Source organism: Arcobacter sp. L (assembly GCF_000284235.1).
GTDB lineage: Bacteria > Campylobacterota > Campylobacteria > Campylobacterales > Arcobacteraceae > Aliarcobacter > Aliarcobacter defluvii.
The window spans coordinates 925763-945935 of sequence record NC_017192.1 but is presented as its reverse complement, the minus strand read 5'-3'; the positions used below and the strand labels follow the sequence as shown (position 1 = coordinate 945935).

Genomic DNA, 20173 nt, shown 5'->3' with positions numbered 1-20173 from the left:
ATAACCCCTAGTAATTAAAGTATTAACTAAACTTTTCAGTTTTTACAAAGTTCTGATAACTTGACTGCATTTAAGCATCACTTAGATTTTTAGAATTACTATAAAAATTAGAATCTAGATAACTAAAATTTAAAGCCACTTTTATGAAATTGAGTGAAAACAATTTTGAAGTAAAACTTCTAATAAATAAAAAAGAAATTGTAACCTTTAAATTGTAAACTAACTACTTTACTAAAAGAAGATTTTAAAGACTCTACCGTTTCCTTTTTTTACTAAACTATATGGAATCAATTGGTATTAAATGCTCTTAGCCTAATTAGTTTACAAAAAATAAATTTCATAATTTACACAAAAGTTTACAGTTGTTTACACTTCAGTTTACAGAAGAAGTTATGATTTTTTCTGATTTTTGATTTTTCTTCTAAAACACTCAACATAAACTGTTTTATTTATTGACATACTTTCTATATTAATATATAATTATTCATATATTATCTATATTAGCTATTTAAGGAAGTAAATATGACTGTATTAATGTTTATTGGAGTTTTTCTTTTTATGTGGTTAATCTATTTTTTTATTAGAAAAATAAATTCATTTAGTTTTAGAAAATACAATTATGGGTTCTTTTCAAGTGAGTTATTCTTTTTATATTGCATTATTTATGCTCTTTTATTTTTTGGATATGATTTATACGTGGATGCTGTAAAAGAAAATGGTGATATATTAAATGGAATTTTAATATTTGTATTTGGAGTTATATTATTAGCAATAAGATTAGTTTTAAATATAAAAATAGCTAAATTCTTTTTAGGATTGTTTTTTACAATAGTTCAATTTTTTATATTTATACCAATAGCTTTTGGTGGATTAGTTATTTTAATGATTATATTATTGATTGCAAGTCAGATTAAGCCTGTTTTTAATGTGAATTCAAAATAAAAGAGATAGTTAATATTTAACTATTTCATTTATATCTACATTTAGATATTTTGCAATTCTTACTACATGTAATAAATTAAAATGTTTTCCATTTTTATTATTTTCACATTCACAATAAAAACTAACAGAGTTAAAACCAATATTTGCAGAAAAATCTAATTGTGTAAATTTATGCTTTTTTCTTAGCTTTTTAACATTTTTAGATACAGCTTTATAAAACTCTTCTACATCTTCTACTACTTGAACTAAATCATTATTTTTCAAATTAGTTTCACCTATTGGTTAATTTTGATGTAAAGTTTATTATTATATGATTCTTTAATCATTCAGCTATAAGTGAATAAATTAGCAAGTATCTCTTTAATTTAAAAGAAATATGAACTTCAAAAAAATAAATAACTAGGATCATTAGTATGAAGAAAAAGTATAATTTACTATTACTATGTGTAATAATTTTAGGATTAACAGGATGTAGTACAACAAATAGTGTTCTACTTAAGGAGTTTAAGAACAATAATTCATTAGATAATATGTTCTCTTTGTCAGATGTTTTATTATCAATTGATAAAAAAAGTGAAAATTATGAAAAATTTAAAAAACAATTTATACTTATGGATACTGCTCCAATTGAGCTAATTGATAAATGTGATGGACACTTAAAAGAAGGAATTTTTTATTTGGGTCCTAATGGTTTAGAAAGATATTCAAATTGTATGAAAAAATCAGGATATGAAGTTTCTAAAATACCTTCTTTAGTGGGATTATCTCAATTATATGGAAATTCATTTATTGGTGAAAATTATTCTGCTACATTCAGTTTTGCAGATATAGGTTCTTATCTTGCAGAAACTACTAAAGGAAAGTTTATTACAAGAAACTATCTTTATCAATATATTGGATTAATTGAGAGTGAAGATAAAGCAGAGCTTTTATGGTATGGAAGCTTTACAAATATAGGATCCAATACAAATTACATGGAAAATGTAAAATATAAAACTATTATTGATTTAATCAATTTGTATAAAAAAGAATTAGATCAATATAAAATACCTTATCAAGATATATATAACAATTCGAAAAAATAGAATATTTTACCATTAAATTAAATGAACTATTTTCATTTAACTTTAATATATTTGGAGAAAAATGCTAAAAAAATCAATTTCAATAATAACAGCAATCACTTTTTTTAGTGGTTGTGCTGTAAAACAAGAAGATTCAACTGCTACAAAAGCTTTAAAACATACTGCTAATGCACCAGCTTATGTAATAGTTGGTGTTGGAATGGCTGCAACATTAGCTGTTCAAGGAACATTAATAGGTGCTGGTAAACTTGTTGGAGCTGGGAAAAAAGATGAAAATGCTGAAACTACTGAAAATAATACCAACGAAAATGAAGTTAAAAAAGAGCAAATGAAAGAAACAGTATCAATTGAAACTTCTGATTCTTCAAACTAATAAATAGTGCATGTTACATAGATTGTAAATTTACATTCCTGTTAACATTTTTGTATTTACTTATACTACTTAAACTCTTTACAAAAATTTAACTACAAATGGAAAAGGAAAAAAAGAAAGAGTATTCAATTACTCTCCCTTTCCAGCTCTTTTTGAATCTCATCAAACACACTTTGAGCGAAATAACTCTGCTTTGCATAATCTTCTGCTTTATAGACTTTTATTTCATGGTCATAGATATTAAAATATTTATCAAGGAATTTTTTTAGTTCATCTATTTGGTCATTATCAAACTGATAATCTAGTTCTATTATTGTTTTTGGGTTTAGCATTTTATTCTCCTTTAGTTACTGTTTTAAATTTTTCATATTGAGTTTTTAATCTTTCATATTCATCAACAGGTAAGATTACAACATCATCTTTATTTGGTGTTTTTATTAGCAATTTATCTAGTTTTTTTTGAGCTAATTTATCCACATACAAATCTATATTTTTTTGAAAAGTTTCTTGGGTTAATATTTCAGTTTTTTCCACGGTATCTCCTTATTCTTTTTAATCTTAGGTATTTTTTATATCTTTTAAACTCTTTACTTAATGTTTTATTTACATCAAATGATCTAATAATTAAAATTGCGTACATTAATACAAATATCATAATTATATCTCCTTGATTTATTGAAAAATAAAATAGTAAAAAAATATATAGTATTAATATAAAGAACAAACTTTTAGATTTATTAGTAAAATCATATAAAAACACAAACATACATTTATGTATAAAATCTTTTGGTATCATCTTAATTATCCTTTTTTACTTTACATTTTGAGACAGGAAGTTTAGTTTTACCTTTTAAGAAATAATAGCCATCAAGGATATAATTATCTTCTTTTGAAATTTCAAGTATTAATTCTCTTGTTGTACAAGTTAAAATTTTATTGTTATTAAAATCATTTATTATTTCATCTCTTGAATTTAGATGAAAGTATAAAAGAGCAATTGGAACAAGAGCTATTATAATTACAATAAAAAACTCTATTTCAACTTTACTATTTACAATAAAATATTTGGTTCTTCTTTTTTCATTCATATTGCATCTTTTTCTACAATATCATCTGATAGAATTTTATTAATAATACTTATTGAAGTAACAAATGGAATAATGGTATACATTAAAAAATTCAATACATCACTAAACTCAATAGTACTTGAAGCTTTTATATTAAATAAACCTAACTGTAAAAAAACAACATATAATATTGCTCCTATAAATATAACAACTATACCCATAGCTACAAGTATTGCTAGTTTTACAAAGAAAACATTCATATTTTTATAAAAGTTACACATTTTTAAATCTCCTTATTTATTTTAAAACACATCTTTTTAGATTAAATATATTTACACTATTAGTAACAAAGAATTCTCTATTTTTTTCAAATTCATATCCATTTTTAATAGATACAATTGAAGAATTACAAATTACTTCATTTCCATTCTTAAATGCATTTATTACTTCATTTTTACTTTTTTGTTCATATATATTTAAAATAAAAAATAGTAACAATACACAAGAAGCTAAGATAATTCTTCTTAATATAAAAAAGAAAGCTTCTTTTTGTTTTTTACATTCATTTAAAGAGTTTACATTTTCCATCTGATTCCTTTTTATTGATTTAATATCCATATTAGATATTTATGAAGATATTATAATCTAAATATGAATGCTTTGTCAAGATTTAATTATCTAATATAGTTTATTTAATATCTTTATTAGTCTAATATGGATTATAATTAAGGATTTTTAGGGTTTTATTTGTTTTTATAATTATTTTTATATAAATCTATTTTTTATAAAATATATTCATAATATAACTAGAATATATCTATTATAGATAACTATTTATATAAATTAAACTAATAAGGATTATTTTAATAAGATTTATATTATCTAGTATAGAAATTAATATGATATAATTCATCTAATATAGAAGTAAAGAGAGTTTTTTATGACAAAAGAAGAGTTTAATGCAAGATTAAAAGAGTTAGGAATAACACAAAGAGATTTTTCAAGTATTGCAGATATACCATATTCAACAATTAACAATTGGGGATTTAAAGTAAATGAAAAAGTAATACCAGTTCCAAGATGGGTAGCTCCATTTTTAGACTATTTTGAGAAGTCAAGAAAATATGATTATTTATTAAAAGAGATTTTAAAAGCTGCTCAAAATTTAGAGAAAAAGTAAAAACTTTATATGTTTGATAAATACAAAAAAATTACATATACCTTTTTATTTTTACTTTATGTAATTACACCACTATATATAATAATTTATTCAAATAGTTTAGTTGATTATGCAATAGCTTTATTTATATTAAGTCTTGGTTTCATACTACAATTTATAATTGAGAATGGGCATAATAGTAGAGTTAGGGAGTTTTTACTTAGGTGGTTTTAAATATTTCCTAATAGAAATAGAATATTTATAATTTATTAAAGCTTATTTTTCTGCTTTAATTTTTAAGTTTCATTATTTTTTATCATTAATAATCTACTAACCTTCTACTTTTGAGATATGTTTAAAAAATTTTTTAAACCTTAATTCAAATTGATATCTTTTAGAAGCTTGTACAAAAAAAAATCGTTAAAAATTCTTTATTATTTAAATTAAAATAATAGGTTGAAGAAAAATTTAATTGTTTTATAAAATAAAAAACTTGATGATATACCTATAATTGAAAATCTTTTAGTAACATCCAATCCCACAATGAGAAGAAAGTTATTTACTAAAGTATTTATCATTTTTCTCTTTCAAAATGAATTTAGATTACTTGATTACACCAATCTTTTTGCCTTACGGATAAGGTTTTAGTTGGTAAAATAAGATAATTGTCATTAATATCAATTTCTGTTACTTTTTTAGTAGTTGAACCATCATAAGATATTCTATATAATTTGGAAGAAACTCCGTTATCTATCCATAAATCACTAAAATTTATGATATTACTTTCATAAAAAAACATAAATTTATAAAGACGTTTTTGTTTAAAACTTTTATTAGGTAAAAAGTTAATGAGAGTTACATAAACGTAAGGAATGTATTCTTGTATTAAATTAGCATATTGATATATATTAAGTCTTTTTGCTTCTTCTAAAATTTTAATAAATTCTTTAAAATCAAGGAAAGGTACAATTTCAATTAAACGTGTAAATATAGCATCTAGATTATTTTTGATAAAATCTTTATTAGCTCTTACAATTGCTGGATCTATTGGTGTATGATGTAAAACAAGATATGGTCTAGCAGCAGGTGTTTTTGTTGGGCAAGGTTGATCTTCTTTATGCGCAAAATGACCATCATCTTTTGTTTGTCCTGCTCTTGCAATCATATTTCCTAAACATATTGGACATTTCGTACTAGGAGCATCTTTTAAAGTTTGATATCCGTTTTTTATAGCAAATTCTTTGTATTCTTTATAATCAATTAGTTGTCTAGTATATGGATGTAATGTTTTTAGCATATTAATAATCCTTTTTATAGCTTTTTTCAATTTCATCTAAATGTGCGTTTACAATTATCCAAGGCAATCGGCGCTTTTTTTCTTTCATTTCTAAATAGAATCTTCTTGCATCATCTACTGCAATAAAATTATGTACAATTAATTGTTCTATAACCCATATTGTTCCATATAAAACTACTGCTTCTTTTTCTGCAGCATTTCTCAAATCTTGATCTCCTGTTATAAGAGGAGATGATTCTTGTTTTGCTAAAGCAAGAGCAAATAAATCATTTCTTCCTGGCTTATCATACTTTTCCATTAATTCCATTGAATATATGATAGTTTCAGATGATAATTCTTTTATTTTCAATCCTTTTTCTAATAAATCAGAATGATCATTTTTTAATTCTTGATCATATAAGATATCGGGAACAGTGAAAGAATATGGAAGCTTAAACATATTATCTATTTGATTAATTACAATTAAGTCTATTAAAACATTACTATCACTAATTAATAATTGCAACTTAATTTTCCATCATTCTAATTTTGTAGAATTCACTAATACTCATATCTAATAATTCAGCAGCTTTTGATTCTCCAATAAAATTTTCTGCTAATGCATGAAATACTAATTGATTAAACATATGTGATTTTTCTGCAGGAAGTTGTTTTCCTGGTTCTTTTTCTAACCAACCTTTACTTTTGAACATGCGCCATAATATACTATATTGTTTTTGTTCTATAATATTAGTTTGATATGCCCGAATAAAAGCTCCCTGCATACTAATCCCATATTCTTGTTTTAAGAGACTTAGTTCTTGTATCTCAATAAAATTTCTTGATTCTCCTAATTCTTCTTTAATTGCATATTTAGGTAATAAAAATGCACCTGCAAAACGATTTGCTGCTTTTTCATCATCCATTTCAATTGACTTATTCAATCTGTTTGCCAAAACTATATGTCCAAGTTCATGAGCTAGAGTAAAACGTTGTCTATCTCCTGGCCAACCTTTACTAATAACAATAATATGTTTACCTTCAATAGATGTTGCTAATCCATCAAAATTATTATCTATATTTTCATCAATATCAAACACTCTAATACCGTTTGATTCAAATACATCTATCACATCAGGAATTGGATTTAATCCAAGTTTCCAAAAACTTCTTACTTCATCTGCAATTGCATCAATTTCTTCATATGTATAAATTATTTTTGGTAATTCAGATGGAAGTTTAAATGTATCATTTGGCAATTTAGGAAAAAAAGATTCTAATTCAAATCTTTTTTCTATTTTATCAAGAATTTTTGCATTTATTAAATCAAGATTTTTTTGAGTTATTTCTCTTTTTCTATATTCAACATTTTCTAATGAAAAAGTAAATTTTTTAGGACGAAAAAAATACTCAATTTTCACATTTAATGCATCTGATAGTTTAATTATCATTTTAGAATCAGGTGTGATAATATCCTTTTCATATTTTGAAATTGCTGTTTGACTAACTCCTACTAAATCACCTAATGCTCTTAATGATAATCCAGCAGCTTTACGTGCGCGTTCTAATCGTTCTCCAAACATAATTACTCCTAATTTGCAGTTTACAAAATTTATTTATTTATTTAAAATTGTAAACTTTTTAAACTTTAATTAAGCTTATAATGTTTACAATTATACTTAATATTATATAAAATGTAAACTGTATAATATTTAGGTGCTAACTACCTATTCTAAAAAGATAAATAGTTAAATTAATTTACAAGGAGTTGCTGTGAGCAATTATTCTGAAGGTTACTATGTCCTTATAAAACATAGTGGTATCAAAGAGCCTTACCATTGGGTATTAAAGGCATCAAATCATGAGGTGATTTTAAAATCAGAAAATTATGCAAGTAAGCATGGTGCATTAAACGGTATAGAATCAACACAGAAGAATTGTTCTTTTGATGAGAACTATCAAAGATTAGAGGCTAGTGATGGTACTCATTATTTTAATCTTAGAGCAAAAAATCATGAGATTATAGGAACAAGTGAAACTTACACAACAAAAGCTATGAGAGATCATGGAATTGAAGCTGTTAAAAAATATGGTGTTACATCTTATATAAAAGATGAAACGGGTTCAGATAATGGAGATATTGGTCTTGCTGCAACTTTAGTATTAGGTAATGAATCACATGCAGAAGAAAAACCTACTCCAACAAAAAAGCCAGAGAAAAGTGGTTTGGCAAATAGATATGCATAAAAATCAACAATTAACTTCAGAACAAATCCTGGCAGAAACGTATTTGAAGGAAATTGGATTTTTAAACATACCAAGCAAAAATAAAGTATTGACAATGACAAAAAAGTATATTGTCAATACAAAACCTACAGATATTATAATCAGAATTTTGGATACTTTCCCCCTATCGTATCCAAAATTTTATATAAAAGATAGTTCATTGTTTCTTGTTTACCCACATATTGAACAAATAAATGAAGAAATAAATGCTCATGATATTTGTTTGTTTGAAGAAAAAGACAAATTTTATTATGAAAATATAGAATTTTTATTATTTGATAATATTAAAAGACTTGAACAATTTATAGATGATATTAATAGTAGTAAACTGAATTCTAAAGAAATATTTGAAGAATTTGATAGTTATTGGGATTATACTAGATTAGTTCTAAACTACAACAAAGAGTTAATTAAAAGTCATGAAAGTGACTTTAAACTTTTTGATTTATATATTTCAAAGTCTACTCAAAATCTTATGATAATTGATAAACCAACCCAGGTTGAAAACTTTTTTAATAACAGTAAGATCTCTTTTGATAAAAAGAAAATTCTTTATATAAATTTTAAAAATAGTTTTCCATCAAAGATACCTGCTAACTATAAAGAATTTTTAGATGTAATAAAAGATACTTTGTATTTTGATGAATTTAAGAAATTAAAATCTGATAAAAATTTATTCAATGGAATTTTGTTTTCTTTTATTTTACCAAATGGTGATGAGCATTTTTCATTTTTATTTATGAAAATTGCTAAACATACAATGGGTAAAAAAATAAAAATCTTAAATCCTATCGTAGACTTTTTAATGCCATTAAGATTAAATAGAAAGCTTGAAGGTGGTGTTGCAAAAGATATAAGTATGAAAAGAATTTTCTCTAGAGGTGGTAGTGAAATGAATGTATCTGTTAATCAAAAAGACAAAAAAATTGCAATTGTTGGATGTGGTTCAATTGGTGCATCTTTAGCTTATAAACTTTTAAAAATTGGGTGTACAAATTTAGTACTTATTGATCCAGATAAACTTAATGTTGATAATATTTCAAGACATCTTTTAGGTATGGAATATGTAAACGTAAACAAAGCTCTAGCTTTAGAGAATTTTTTATTAAAACAATTTATAGGTGTAAATATAGATTCACATGCAGATAATGTTGTAAATTGTTATAAAGAATTAAAATCTTGTGATTTAATTGTAAGTGCAGTAGGTAGTGATGCAAGTATTGTTGAAACAAAAATGATAAAAGATGCAATTATAGGTGAACTACCAAGTGTAATTTCATGTTGGGTTGAGGCAAATGCAATTGCTGGACATGGAATCTTATTTGAAAAAGATTCTATTAATTTAAAAGCAAATATTACTGATATTGTAGATGAAATTTTTGGAAAACTTATTATTTTAAAAGATGAATATGGAAGAGATTTAACTAAGGATGATGTTGGATGTAATTCAAGTTATATGCCTTATTCTTTTTTAAATGCAGAAATGCATGTTAATCATTTTGCAAATATGATTGTTCAATATATTTTAGACAAAGAAACAAAACCAATAGTTTCTTCAATAGGTGATTTAACTGATGTAAAAGAGCATTTAAAAGAAGATTATAAGAATCTTGATTCATTTACACTTTATATAAAAGAGTTATTTTGAGAAAAATAAAATTTAATCCAAAATCTTTATTAGTTGTTCTAGATAAAAAGCTATTAACTGAACTTTTATCATATAAACAAATAAGAGATTGTGATAAAGAAACAGGTGGAGTTCTTATGGGAGAACTCTATCCCAATTCAAATAGAATTAAAATTACTCATATTTTAGTATGCAAGCATACAAATAATAGTAGATATAGCTTAGAATTAAATATAGAATGTTTACAAAAACAAATGAATAAAATTTGGAAAGACAGTAATGGAACAATTACTTATTTAGGCGATTGGCATACTCATCCAGAGTTTAATCCCAAGTCTTCTTATATAGATTACAAAACTTTTGTTAAAAATTATTATACGAGTAAATTTGAACAAAATATTTTACTTTATATAATTTTAGGATTAGATAAGAAAATATGGTTTAAATCATTTAATGGTTTTAAATTTCAGCAATCAATAAATGAGATAATTTTTTATTAAATATTTAAAATTCTACACGCTTCTATTCAAACTATCAATTAAAGTACTTCGTTTAACTCCAAATGTTCTACAAACTGCAGCTTTACTCATTCCATCTTCAAGTGCTTTTTTAATTGCAACCATTTTTTCATCATCAATAGCTCTTGGTCGTCCACCTCTAATTCCTCTTAATTTTGCAGATTCAAGTCCAGCTTTTACTCTTTCTTGAATTAGACTCCTTTCAAACTGAGCTAATGCTCCAAAAATATGAAAAAACAACTCACCAGATGCGGTTGTTGTATCCATACCTTCAGTAATAGATACAAAAGAAACATTTCTATTTTTTAGATTTGTAATAACATCTATTAAATGAGCTAAACTTCTTCCAAGTCTATCTAGTTTCCAAACAACTAAAGTATCACCATCTTTTAAAAACTCTATTGCTTTATCAAGCCCTACTCTTTTATCTTTTGAACCAGATGTTTTATCTGAAAATATATTTCTTTCATCAACACCATATTTAATTAACGCATCTTTTTGCAAATTAAGATTTTGATCATCAGTTGAAACTCTAATATAACCTATTAACATACGAAAAACCTCTTTGATATAGTTTTCGTATTATATCACAATCCGATAGTATTTATCGTACATTATTTAGCTTCTTTTTAGAAGTTTTTTTAGTTTAGATATAAGGTGTCGGAAAACAGATGTTAACAATATATTAGTTTTTATATAAAAATAAATAATTTATAAAAAAAATCAAATCTGTGACGCGATATGTGACGCGTTTCAGATATGATATTACTTATTTATTTAAAAAGAGTGATATTTGAGAATTTTACATACATCTGATTGGCATCTTGGTCAAAATTTTATGGGGAAAAGTAGAGCTGAAGAGCATGAAGCTTTTCTTTTTTGGCTTTTAGAAATTATAAAAGAAAAGCAAGTTGAAGTTTTAATTATATCAGGAGATATTTTTGATACGGGAACTCCACCAAATTATGCTTTAGAGCTTTACTATAATTTTTTAAGAAAACTATCCAATATAAAAACATTAATCACTACTATTATAACAGCTGGAAATCATGACTCTGTATCAACTCTAAAAGCTCCAAAACAACTTTTAGAAGTATTTAATATTCATGTAATAACAACTGGTGATGAAGATGAAGATATCATCATACCTATATATAAGAATGAAGATTTAAAATCTATTATTTGTGCTGTTCCATTTTTAAGAGATAGTGTTATCAGAGAATCTTTAAGTGGAATAACAATAAGTGAAAAAGAAAAATTAGCAAATAGTGGTATTAAAGCTTATTATGAAAATTGCTACAAAAAAGCGCTTGAACTAAAAGAAGATAAAAATATACCAATAATTGCAATGGGACACTTAACTACAGTTGGAAGTAGAAGTTCTCAGAGTGAAAGAGATATTTATATTGGTGGTACTATTGATATTGGTGGGGATTATTTAGCTTCAATGTTTGATTATGTTGCTTTAGGGCATCTTCATATAAATCAAATAGTTGGAAATAATAAACATGTTAGATATTCAGGTTCTCCAATACCTCTTAGTTTTTCTGAATCTAAAAATACTCAAAAAGTAAATCTTGTATCTTTTACTCAAAATGAAATGAGTATAGAAGAAATAGAAGTTCCTCTTTCTAGAAAACTAATCGTTATCAAAGGCAATTATGAAACTATAAAAAATGAACTTACTAAAATAGAAGATAAAAACTCTTGGATAGAAGTTCATATATCTGATGATAATGCAATGTATGCAAATAATGAAATCAGACAACTTGCTTCAAAACTTGAACTAACACTACTTGCAGTAAAAATAGATAAAAGTGAAAAGCAATTAAAAGCTAATGAATTAAAAGTTATAAGTTTAGATGAATTATCAGTTGAACAAGTATTTGAAAAGAGATTAGAACTTGAAAAGTTAGATGATAAAGAGTTTGAAAAAGAACTACTTTTAAACTTTAAAGAAGTAGTTTCTAAGGTGCAAAGCTTATGAAAATACTAAAAATAAAATCACTAAATATCAATTCTTTAAAAGGTGAATTTGAAGTAGACTTTGAAAAGTTTTTAAAAGATGAATCATTATTTGCTATTACTGGACCAACTGGTGCTGGGAAAAGTACTATTTTAGATGTAATTACTTGTGCTTTATATGGAAGAACTGCAAGACTTACAAACCCAAATGAACTTATGAGTAGACATACAGGGGAATGTTTATGTGAAGTTGAATTTGAAGTAAAAGGGAAAGTTTATAGAAGTTCTTGGAGTCAAAAAAGAGCTAGAAAAAGTCCTGATGGAGCTTTTCAAAGTGCTAAAATGGAAGTTAGTGAAGTTGAATCAGGAAAAGTTTTAGAATCATATCTTTCTAAAGTTCCAAAATATATAGAAGAGTTATCTGGACTTGATTTTGATAGGTTTATTCAATCTATGATGTTGGCTCAGGGAAGTTTCGATGCTTTTTTAAAGGCACGTGAAAATGAGCGTTCAAGTTTACTTGAAAAAATTACTGGAACACAAATCTATAAACAAATTTCACAAGAGATATTTAAAACTTATACTAGTAAAAATGATGAGATTAAATTAGATGAAAATTTATTAGGAAATATTGAATTATTGTCAAATGAAATTGTTAATGAAAAGACTTTAGTTTTAAATAATTCAAAAGTCAAAAAACTTGAACTTGATACTAAAGGAAATGAGCTAAAAAAAGTAATTAATTGGCTTGAAAACTTACAAAAATTAGAAGCTGATAATACTAAGTATATACAAGAGTTTGAGAAAATTACTCTTGAAAAAGAGAATAAAAAAGAAGACTTTGTTAAATTAGATTTAGCAAATAAAGCTTTAAATATTCAGCCAATATATCAAGAAAAAAATTCTTTAACTCAAATAATAAATCAAGATAAAGAAAAGCTAGAAAAACTTCAAAAAGAGCTAGAAGATTTAAAACAACTCTTACAATCAAAAACAAATGAATCATTAAAAACAAAAGATGAATTAGATAAAGAAAAAGTTTCATTTGATACGAACTCTAGAAAGCTTCAAGAAGTAAGAACACTACAAACTAGAATAGAATCAAAACTTCAAAATATAAAAGATTTAGAAAATAAAATAAGCTCTCAAAATGAACAAAAAACAAAACTAAATGAAGAGTTGAAAGTACTAAAAATAAATCAAGAGAAGATTGAAAATGATTTAAAAACTATAAATGATTATCTAATAAAAAATAAAGATGATGAATCATTAAAAGAAGAAATATCTTTAATCTCTAAAAATGTAAATGATTTTAAAGATATAGTAAAACTTTTAAAACAAATAGAAGAGAAACTTCAAAAAAATAGTTTAGATGAAAAGACTTTGCAAGATAGTTTTACTAAGGCAAAAAAAGAGTTTGATGAGATAAAAGTACTGTTTGATTCTAAAGATAAAGAGTATAAAGATTTAGAAATCCAAACTTTAAATTTCAATCAAAAAGAAATAAATAATAGAGATAGATTAAAAAGTATTGAAAAACTAATTACTTCTATAGATGAGTATAAAAGATTGTTGGAATCTATTTTAAAAGAAGAAAATATCATATCTTCTTCAAAAGATGAATCAAAAACTATAAAAACAAATATAGAAGAAAAAACAAAACTAATAAATGAAATACAAACCCATATACAAACTCTAAATGATAAAAGAGAAGCAGAACTATTAATAGCAAAATACGAAAGTGATAGAGTAAATCTAAAAGAGGGTGAAGAGTGTTTCTTATGTGGTTCGAAAGAACATCCATTTGTAGATCATAAAATAAATATAAATGCTGATGAAACAACTTCAATAATCGCTCAAAAGAAGCAAATATTTGATGAGGAAAACAGAGCTTTACGTACTATTGAATTAAACTTATCAAAACTAGAAACTAAAGTAGAGAGTTCTACTTTAGAACTAAATAAATTATCAAAAAATAAAGAAGATATAGAACAAGTATTTAGTTCATTGAATTTCATTCTAACAGATGATTCAAAAATAAACTTAGAAGAAGAAAAGCAAATTTTAGAAGAAGAGTTAAAGAATATAGTAAAAATTAGAGATGAAAAAGAAAAAGTTTTAGCTCAAAGGGATAATTTTCAAAAAGAGTTAAATACAAAACAAACTTTAGTTTCTCAAAATGAACAAGAACTTTATAAACTAAAAAGTTTAATAGAACAGTTACAAAATGAACAAACTCTAAACATATCTAAAAAGCAAAATTTAGAGGAAGAACTTTCAAAAGTTTATATCAAATATGAACTAATATTTGAAGAAAACTTTGAAGAAAACTTCAGAATTTTAGTTGCAAAAAAAGATAGTTTTATTAAACATGAAACATCAAAGAAAGAGCTTGATATAAAACTTCAAGGCTTAACAATACAACGAAAAGAGCTTGATACAAAAATCATATCAATAGAGTCAAGTCTAAAAATAGATGCTGAACAACTGGCTAAAATCTCTACGGAAACAATAGAATTACAAACTCAAAGTAAAGCTATTTTAGATGTATCTGATTTAGATATTTTTGAAAAAGAGATAACAAGTAAATTTAACACTATCAATGAAAAATATAACTCTTTATCAAAAGAGTTAGTAAATCTAAATTCAAAAAATGAATCGCTAAATACTCAAATAATAGAGTTAAATCAAAAACAAATTAATGATAATACAAAACTAGAAGAGACAAAACAAAATTTCAATAATGCCTTAACAGAAAATAGTTTTACTTCAAAAGAAGAGTTTGAAAAAGCACTTTTAAATAAAGAACGAAGAGAAGAATTATCTTTAATGTGTAAGGCAATAGAAGAAAAATATACTCAAATCCAAACTCTAAAAATAGATACAGCAAAAAAACTATCTGAACAAAAAGAGTTAAACCTAACAGATAAAGAACTTCAAAATTTAAATGATGAATCAAAAGAGTTGCAAACAGCTATCGATGAACTTCAAAAATCAATAGGAAGTTTAGAAAAAGAACTTGAAATAAATGCTTCAAATATGAAAAAACATGAAGATAAAATCAAAGAGTTAGAGAAGAAAAAAGAAGCCTTTAAAGTATGGATAAAACTAAATGAAATGGTAGGTTCAGCAAGTGGTGATAAATTTGCTAAATTTGCTCAAGGGATTACACTAGATCAACTAATTTATCTAGCAAATAAACATCTACAAATACTAAGTCCACGATATGAACTTCAAAGAAGTAGTGATTCAAGTAAACTTTTAGAAATAGAGATAATAGATGGTTTCCAAGGTGATGTAGTAAGACCTGTAAGTACGCTTTCAGGTGGTGAAAGTTTTATCGTAAGTCTTTCACTAGCACTTGGACTTTCAGCCCTTGCTAGTCAAAAGATAAGTATAGATTCACTTTTTTTAGATGAGGGATTTGGAACACTTGACAGTGATAGTTTAGAATTAGCACTAAATGCTCTAAATCAACTTCAAAGTTCAGGAAAAATGGTAGGTGTGATTTCCCATGTGGAAGCACTAAAAGAGCGAATTCCATTGCAGATTAGGGTTATGCCTAAGGGTGATGGAACAAGTTTGTTAAGTTTAAATTAAAAGGAGTTAAGAATGGAAAATATAATTAGAGAGGCTATTGCAAATAAGCAATTATTGGAATTTGTTTACAATGATAAAAAAAGAGTAGTAGAGCCATATACTTTCGGATGTTCACATAAAGGTGATGATACATTAAGTGCATTTCAAATTGAAGGTGGAAGTAATTCATCTAAGGACTTAGGATGGAGACAGTTTATTATTGAAAATATTGATAATTTAGTTTTGTTAGATTCTAAATTTGACAGTATTAGAGATGGGTATAATCCCAATGATTCAAGAATGAGTGAAATTTATATTACTATATAATGAGAATAAAATGAAAAAATTAACTGTAGAATTTAAACATTGTTATGGAATTTCTTATTTAAAACATGATTTTGAATTTGAGAAACATCAAACTATTGCATTATATGCACCAAATGGTATGATGAAAACTTCATTTTCAAAAACATTACTCGATATAAGTAAGGGAATACAACCTCAAGAAAAAATATTCGGAAATACTTCTAGTTTCGAAGTATTAGCTGATACTATGACTCTTTCAAAAGATAAAATCCTTGTAATTGAAAGTATTAATGAAAAGTTTAACTCAGATAACATGACAACTTTATTAGTAGATTCGGATGCTAGAAAAAAATATGAAGAACTTACAAAAGAGCTATTACTATCTCAAGATAAATTTATTAATAAACTTAATAAATTATCTGGTATTGTTAAAACTAAAATAGAGCAGACTCTTGAATCAGATTTTAATGGAATATCTTTTTTTAAGCATATAGAATCGATAAATTTAGATGATGTTGTAGATGATTTTTCTCATATACCGTATAAAATTATTATGGATGAAAAAGTTCTTCAAATGCTCAATGAAAAGAATTTTGCAGAAAAAATTCAAGATTATACTGATAAATATAATCTGCTACTTGAAAAGTCTCAATATTATAAAAAAGGTATTTTTAACCCAACAAAAGCAAATAATATCTTAAATGCAACGAAAAAAGAAAACTTTTTTCAAGCTGAACACTCAATTTTACTTCATGGTAATCCTACTGCATTTACGACATATGAGGATTTAGATAAAACACTTGAAAAAGAAAAGGCAGATTTTTTTGCAGATGTAGATTTACAAGCAATCCAAAAACAAATTAGTAATGGAGTAAAATCAATTAGTGAATTTGAAAGTTTACTTGAACAGTATCCAGAAATTATTACAGAATTAAAAATAACAAATATAGAGAAGTTAAAACAAAAATTATGGCTTAGTTATTTCAAAAAAGAAGAAGTATATTTAAATACTTTAAAGGAATTATATCAATCAACAAAATCTGAAATTGAAGAAATAGAAAAAAAAGCACAGGAACAATTTACAAAATGGGAACAAGTTGTTGATGAATTCAAAAAAAGATTTTCTCTACCATTCGAAATATTAATTACTAATAAAAAAAGTGCAATTTTAGGTAGAGAAACTCCAAATATTGATTTTGAATTTACTAATCCAACTACGGGTGCTAAAAAAACTTTTTCAAAAGATTCTTTAGGAAATTTACAAGTTTTAAGTCAAGGTGAAAAAAGAGCACTATATTTATTATATGTGATTTTTGAAATCAAGGGAAGGATTGAAGATAAAACAAATACTCTTATTATTATTGATGATATAGCAGATTCTTTTGATTATAAAAATAAATATGCAATTGTTGAATATTTAAATGAAATTTCTAATTACCCCTTTTTCAATCAAATTATCTTAACGCATAATTTTGACTTCTTTAGAACAGTTCAAGAGAGAATTTTATTAGATGCAAAATGGTATAACTCTTTGATGGTTGATAAAGATATGGATGAATCTTTAAAAATTGTTGATGCAGGTAAAAAGAATATTACAAGTCCATTTGAGTTGTGGAAAAAAGAATATCCAAAAGATTTAAAAAAATTTATTTCTCTTATTCCTTTTATTAGAAATATAATTGAATATGCACATGGTTCAGGTGGAGACGAATATAAATTGTTGACTAACTGTTTACACATTAAAAAAGATATAACAAAGAATATAAAGAAAAAAGACATTCAGGCTGTATTTGAAACAGTAGGTAATCTCTATAAAGGTAAAGTAATAGATAATGATGAACATTTCATTCTAAATTCAATTTATGATTGTGCAGAATCTATAATTGCTTCAGGTAAACATGATGGTATCTTACTTGATGATAAAATAGTTTTGTCAATAGCTATAAGACTTAAGGCAGAAAAATATATGTGGGATAATGTAACTAATCAGTCACCTATCAATGGAACTCAAACAGGTAAATTATTTCAACGTTTTAAAGACGAATATCAAGATAATCAGGATTTTATTGATAGCATTAACATATTAACTAGAATGAGTATTATGACTCCAGAAAATATTCATTTAAATTCATTTATGTATGAACCATTACTTGATATGTCTTATGGACATTTAGTTGAATTATATAATGATATAAAAGGTTTATAATGCGCGATTTAAATGGAATAAAAATTTCTCCAATTAAAGATTCTAAATTATTCGAACGATTATGTCGTGATTTATGGAAAAATGACAGTTCAAATATAAATGTTGATTTCTATGGTTCTTTTGGACAAGAACAAGATGGAGTTGATGTATTTGGACGAAAAAAAAATACAAATAAGTGGTTTGGCATACAATGTAAAGTTAGAGAAAGTAAATTAACAAAACTTGATATTACAAACGAGATTCTAAAAGCTGAAAAATTTAATCCTAAATTAGAAGAATATATTATTTGTACAACAATAAAAAAAGATAAAAAATTGCAAGATACTATTAATGAATTTAATAATGATGGGTATAAATTTAATATTAAATTATTATTTTGGGATGACATTGAAGAATTGTTAAAAGAAGAAAATAATTTTAATATTTTTTATAGATATTATGAAGAATTCATTGTAGATAATCAAACATTAGGGCATGCGATAGGGAAATTAATTAATTTAGAATTAGGAGTTGATAAGTTTTTAGATACACATTATGACATAATGATTGGCAAAATTCCAAAATTTAAAAAAGAAAAAAAGAGTAGTATTGATTATTATCAAAATACGTATTTTATTATCAATTTTCATGAAAAAAAAATGGAAACCTTTCCTTTACCATGTTTTTCAAGTGATATTGAACAGGCATTTTCTTTTCCTTTTGATAGAGATAGAATTGCTATATGGATAAATAGTATTAATGATTTAGATAAATTTATTTATTCAAAAGAAGATAGAGTAGAAACATATATAACAAGAGAAGAATATACTAAAAAATTTGGAGTGAGAAATGAAGAAATATGAGTTAATGAAGAGTTATGACAAGTCTAAACATATAGAAAGTATAAAAGTTAAAAACTTTAAATTTGAGTATCTATTTTCAAAAAATTGGAAAAAAGAAGAAGATATACCTTATGTATTAAGAACACATTTATTAGATTCTTATTATTGTTTACCTGAACGACCCGATATGGCTTTCACTTTTTTATGGAAATGTATTAATAATGCATATAGTACTTATCAAAGAAGATCTTCAAAAGTAGTTCAAATTGGAGATTCTGTATTACTTCAAAATATGAGTGATACAATAGCAAGTAGAGTAAGTGATAAGATTATTACAACAAAAACAGTAGGAATGTTAATAGAAAAATATATTGATAAGATTCCTAATAAAATTTTACGTTTTATTTCTAATTATATTCTAAAATCTTACGTGATTAAACAAAAAATAACAGATGAACGTTATGTTTATTCATCATATAATACATTTAAAAGTAAATTCCCAAATATACATGATTCAATTATATCAGCTTATGGACAGGAGTATTTAGGTATTTGTAATCCAATCATCTCAAATGGAGAAGTAGATTTGAGAATTAATGATAAAGATAAAAGTTTAAAAATTATACATAGTTTAAGTGAAAAACTAAAAGAACTTATAAAAACTCGACAAACTTTTTTAAGTCATAATAATCAAACATATACGCTAAAACTAAATTCTGAAGAAGAATATATACAATTTATATTGTTTAATATTTTATATGCAATAAGAAATAATACAGTACATGGAAAAATTGCTTCAAGATTAAATAGTGATTATGTTAATCCAAATAGTTTTCAATCAAGTAAATATATATATTTGTTAGGATATATGTTTTTATCTCTAATGTTATATATATCTGATGATATAAAGTTAGATGATTTAGAATTTAATTTTAAGAATATTAAATGTTTATAATCTCTTAT

22 protein-coding genes and 1 pseudogene are annotated in these 20173 nt (G+C 24.7%); 13 read left to right on the top strand and 10 right to left on the bottom strand.

Annotation, left to right across the window (positions count from 1 at the left end):
- Positions 1-522: 522 nt before the first annotated feature.
- The gene (locus ABLL_RS04650) at positions 523-942 is read left to right on the top strand and encodes a hypothetical protein (protein WP_014473625.1); all 420 of its coding nucleotides are present in this window, start codon (positions 523-525) and stop codon (positions 940-942) included.
- A gap of 9 nt (positions 943-951) precedes the next feature.
- Here the strand turns inward: ABLL_RS04650 and ABLL_RS04645 are convergent, their stop codons facing one another.
- Complete coding sequence (locus tag ABLL_RS04645; protein WP_014473624.1) at positions 952-1206, bottom strand: helix-turn-helix domain-containing protein; 255 nt, start codon at positions 1204-1206, stop codon at positions 952-954.
- Between the two features lie 149 nt (positions 1207-1355).
- Here ABLL_RS04645 and ABLL_RS04640 point away from each other — a divergent pair, with 149 nt between their 5' ends.
- On the top strand, positions 1356-2027 hold the full coding sequence (locus ABLL_RS04640; RefSeq protein WP_014473623.1) for a hypothetical protein: 672 nt from the start codon (positions 1356-1358) through the stop codon (positions 2025-2027).
- A gap of 61 nt (positions 2028-2088) precedes the next feature.
- Positions 2089-2400: a hypothetical protein gene (locus ABLL_RS04635; protein WP_014473622.1), complete on the top strand. Its 312-nt coding sequence runs from the start codon at positions 2089-2091 to the stop codon at positions 2398-2400.
- Between the two features lie 125 nt (positions 2401-2525).
- Here ABLL_RS04635 and ABLL_RS04630 read toward each other — a convergent pair whose 3' ends face one another.
- From ABLL_RS04630 to ABLL_RS04605, 5 genes are all read right to left on the bottom strand, one after another.
- On the bottom strand, positions 2526-2732 hold the full coding sequence (locus tag ABLL_RS04630; RefSeq protein WP_014473621.1) for a hypothetical protein: 207 nt from the start codon (positions 2730-2732) through the stop codon (positions 2526-2528).
- A 1-nt stretch (position 2733) separates the two neighbouring features.
- Positions 2734-2934, bottom strand: a complete 201-nt coding sequence (locus tag ABLL_RS04625) for a hypothetical protein (RefSeq protein ID WP_014473620.1) — start codon at positions 2932-2934, stop codon at positions 2734-2736.
- Positions 2935-3197: 263 nt separating this feature from the next.
- Positions 3198-3488, bottom strand: a complete 291-nt coding sequence (locus tag ABLL_RS04615; protein WP_014473619.1) for a hypothetical protein — start codon at positions 3486-3488, stop codon at positions 3198-3200.
- Positions 3485-3748 carry a hypothetical protein gene (locus ABLL_RS04610; RefSeq protein WP_014473618.1) on the bottom strand — a complete coding sequence of 88 codons (264 nt, stop codon included), beginning with the start codon at positions 3746-3748 and terminating at the stop codon, positions 3485-3487. The genes ABLL_RS04615 and ABLL_RS04610 overlap by 4 nt, the downstream gene beginning before the upstream one ends.
- Positions 3749-3764: 16 nt before the next feature.
- A complete protein-coding gene (locus ABLL_RS04605; RefSeq protein WP_014473617.1) occupies positions 3765-4055 on the bottom strand; it encodes a hypothetical protein in 291 nt (96 codons plus the stop codon).
- Positions 4056-4407: 352 nt separating this feature from the next.
- On the opposite strand from ABLL_RS04605, the gene ABLL_RS04600 reads away from it, so the two are divergent.
- A complete protein-coding gene (locus tag ABLL_RS04600) occupies positions 4408-4647 on the top strand; it encodes a helix-turn-helix transcriptional regulator (protein ID WP_014473616.1) in 240 nt (79 codons plus the stop codon).
- Positions 4648-5224: 577 nt separating this feature from the next.
- On the opposite strand, the gene ABLL_RS04595 is transcribed toward ABLL_RS04600, so the two are convergent.
- The 3 genes from ABLL_RS04595 to ABLL_RS04585 are packed head-to-tail and all read right to left on the bottom strand — an operon-like array spanning position 5225 to position 7485.
- Positions 5225-5923, bottom strand: a complete 699-nt coding sequence (locus ABLL_RS04595) for a hypothetical protein (protein WP_014473614.1) — start codon at positions 5921-5923, stop codon at positions 5225-5227.
- 1 nt (position 5924) lies between these two features.
- Entirely contained in the window at positions 5925-6428 is a 504-nt protein-coding gene (locus ABLL_RS04590) for a PIN domain-containing protein (protein WP_014473613.1), read from the bottom strand.
- Between the two features lies 1 nt (position 6429).
- Positions 6430-7485 carry an XRE family transcriptional regulator gene (locus ABLL_RS04585; protein ID WP_014473612.1) on the bottom strand — a complete coding sequence of 352 codons (1056 nt, stop codon included), beginning with the start codon at positions 7483-7485 and terminating at the stop codon, positions 6430-6432.
- Between the two features lie 223 nt (positions 7486-7708).
- Here ABLL_RS04585 and ABLL_RS04580 point away from each other — a divergent pair.
- The 3 genes and pseudogenes from ABLL_RS04580 to ABLL_RS14655 form a co-directional block, all read left to right on the top strand.
- A pseudogene (locus tag ABLL_RS04580) lies at positions 7709-8023 on the top strand (YegP family protein); the annotation flags it as partial.
- A 49-nt stretch (positions 8024-8072) separates the two neighbouring features.
- The gene (locus tag ABLL_RS04575; protein WP_083840899.1) at positions 8073-9836 is read left to right on the top strand and encodes a ThiF family adenylyltransferase; all 1764 of its coding nucleotides are present in this window, start codon (positions 8073-8075) and stop codon (positions 9834-9836) included.
- A complete protein-coding gene (locus ABLL_RS14655) occupies positions 9833-10315 on the top strand; it encodes a Mov34/MPN/PAD-1 family protein (protein ID WP_014473609.1) in 483 nt (160 codons plus the stop codon). Before ABLL_RS04575 ends, ABLL_RS14655 begins: the two co-directional genes overlap by 4 nt.
- Positions 10316-10327: 12 nt before the next feature.
- Here ABLL_RS14655 and ABLL_RS04565 read toward each other — a convergent pair whose 3' ends face one another.
- Positions 10328-10885: a recombinase family protein gene (locus ABLL_RS04565; protein WP_014473608.1), complete on the bottom strand. Its 558-nt coding sequence runs from the start codon at positions 10883-10885 to the stop codon at positions 10328-10330.
- Positions 10886-11126: 241 nt separating this feature from the next.
- Here ABLL_RS04565 and ABLL_RS04560 point away from each other — a divergent pair, with 241 nt between their 5' ends.
- Genes ABLL_RS04560 through ABLL_RS04535 form a run of 6 tightly spaced genes read left to right on the top strand, consistent with a single transcriptional unit; the run spans position 11127 to position 20165 of the window.
- Positions 11127-12320, top strand: a complete 1194-nt coding sequence (locus ABLL_RS04560; RefSeq protein WP_014473607.1) for an exonuclease SbcCD subunit D C-terminal domain-containing protein — start codon at positions 11127-11129, stop codon at positions 12318-12320.
- Positions 12317-15898, top strand: coding sequence for an AAA family ATPase (locus ABLL_RS04555; RefSeq protein ID WP_014473606.1), 3582 nt, complete (start codon positions 12317-12319; stop codon positions 15896-15898). Before ABLL_RS04560 ends, ABLL_RS04555 begins: the two co-directional genes overlap by 4 nt.
- A 12-nt stretch (positions 15899-15910) precedes the next feature.
- Positions 15911-16204, top strand: coding sequence for a hypothetical protein (locus ABLL_RS04550; RefSeq protein ID WP_014473605.1), 294 nt, complete (start codon positions 15911-15913; stop codon positions 16202-16204).
- Between the two features lie 10 nt (positions 16205-16214).
- Positions 16215-18389, top strand: coding sequence for an AAA family ATPase (locus tag ABLL_RS04545; protein WP_014473604.1), 2175 nt, complete (start codon positions 16215-16217; stop codon positions 18387-18389).
- Positions 18389-19231: a hypothetical protein gene (locus ABLL_RS04540; protein WP_014473603.1), complete on the top strand. Its 843-nt coding sequence runs from the start codon at positions 18389-18391 to the stop codon at positions 19229-19231. Before ABLL_RS04545 ends, ABLL_RS04540 begins: the two co-directional genes overlap by 1 nt.
- A complete protein-coding gene (locus tag ABLL_RS04535; RefSeq protein ID WP_041654678.1) occupies positions 19218-20165 on the top strand; it encodes a hypothetical protein in 948 nt (315 codons plus the stop codon). The genes ABLL_RS04540 and ABLL_RS04535 overlap by 14 nt, the downstream gene beginning before the upstream one ends.
- Positions 20166-20173 lie beyond the last annotated feature (8 nt).

Coding starts and splice junctions, on each gene's coding strand:
- ABLL_RS04550 (WP_014473605.1), top strand. CDS start 15,911: ATGGAAAATATAATTAGAGAGGCTATTGCAAATAAGCAATTATTGGAA.
- ABLL_RS04600 (WP_014473616.1), top strand. CDS start 4,408: ATGACAAAAGAAGAGTTTAATGCAAGATTAAAAGAGTTAGGAATAACA.
- ABLL_RS04635 (WP_014473622.1), top strand. CDS start 2,089: ATGCTAAAAAAATCAATTTCAATAATAACAGCAATCACTTTTTTTAGT.
- ABLL_RS04575 (WP_083840899.1), top strand. CDS start 8,073: ATGAATCACATGCAGAAGAAAAACCTACTCCAACAAAAAAGCCAGAGA.
- ABLL_RS04585 (WP_014473612.1), bottom strand. CDS start 7,485: ATGTTTGGAGAACGATTAGAACGCGCACGTAAAGCTGCTGGATTATCA.
- ABLL_RS04610 (WP_014473618.1), bottom strand. CDS start 3,748: ATGTGTAACTTTTATAAAAATATGAATGTTTTCTTTGTAAAACTAGCA.
- ABLL_RS04640 (WP_014473623.1), top strand. CDS start 1,356: ATGAAGAAAAAGTATAATTTACTATTACTATGTGTAATAATTTTAGGA.
- ABLL_RS04595 (WP_014473614.1), bottom strand. CDS start 5,923: ATGCTAAAAACATTACATCCATATACTAGACAACTAATTGATTATAAA.
- ABLL_RS04535 (WP_041654678.1), top strand. CDS start 19,218: ATGAAGAAATATGAGTTAATGAAGAGTTATGACAAGTCTAAACATATA.
- ABLL_RS04605 (WP_014473617.1), bottom strand. CDS start 4,055: ATGGAAAATGTAAACTCTTTAAATGAATGTAAAAAACAAAAAGAAGCT.
- ABLL_RS04555 (WP_014473606.1), top strand. CDS start 12,317: ATGAAAATACTAAAAATAAAATCACTAAATATCAATTCTTTAAAAGGT.
- ABLL_RS04540 (WP_014473603.1), top strand. CDS start 18,389: ATGCGCGATTTAAATGGAATAAAAATTTCTCCAATTAAAGATTCTAAA.
- ABLL_RS04630 (WP_014473621.1), bottom strand. CDS start 2,732: ATGCTAAACCCAAAAACAATAATAGAACTAGATTATCAGTTTGATAAT.
- ABLL_RS04565 (WP_014473608.1), bottom strand. CDS start 10,885: ATGTTAATAGGTTATATTAGAGTTTCAACTGATGATCAAAATCTTAAT.
- ABLL_RS04650 (WP_014473625.1), top strand. CDS start 523: ATGACTGTATTAATGTTTATTGGAGTTTTTCTTTTTATGTGGTTAATC.
- ABLL_RS04615 (WP_014473619.1), bottom strand. CDS start 3,488: ATGAATGAAAAAAGAAGAACCAAATATTTTATTGTAAATAGTAAAGTT.
- ABLL_RS04545 (WP_014473604.1), top strand. CDS start 16,215: ATGAAAAAATTAACTGTAGAATTTAAACATTGTTATGGAATTTCTTAT.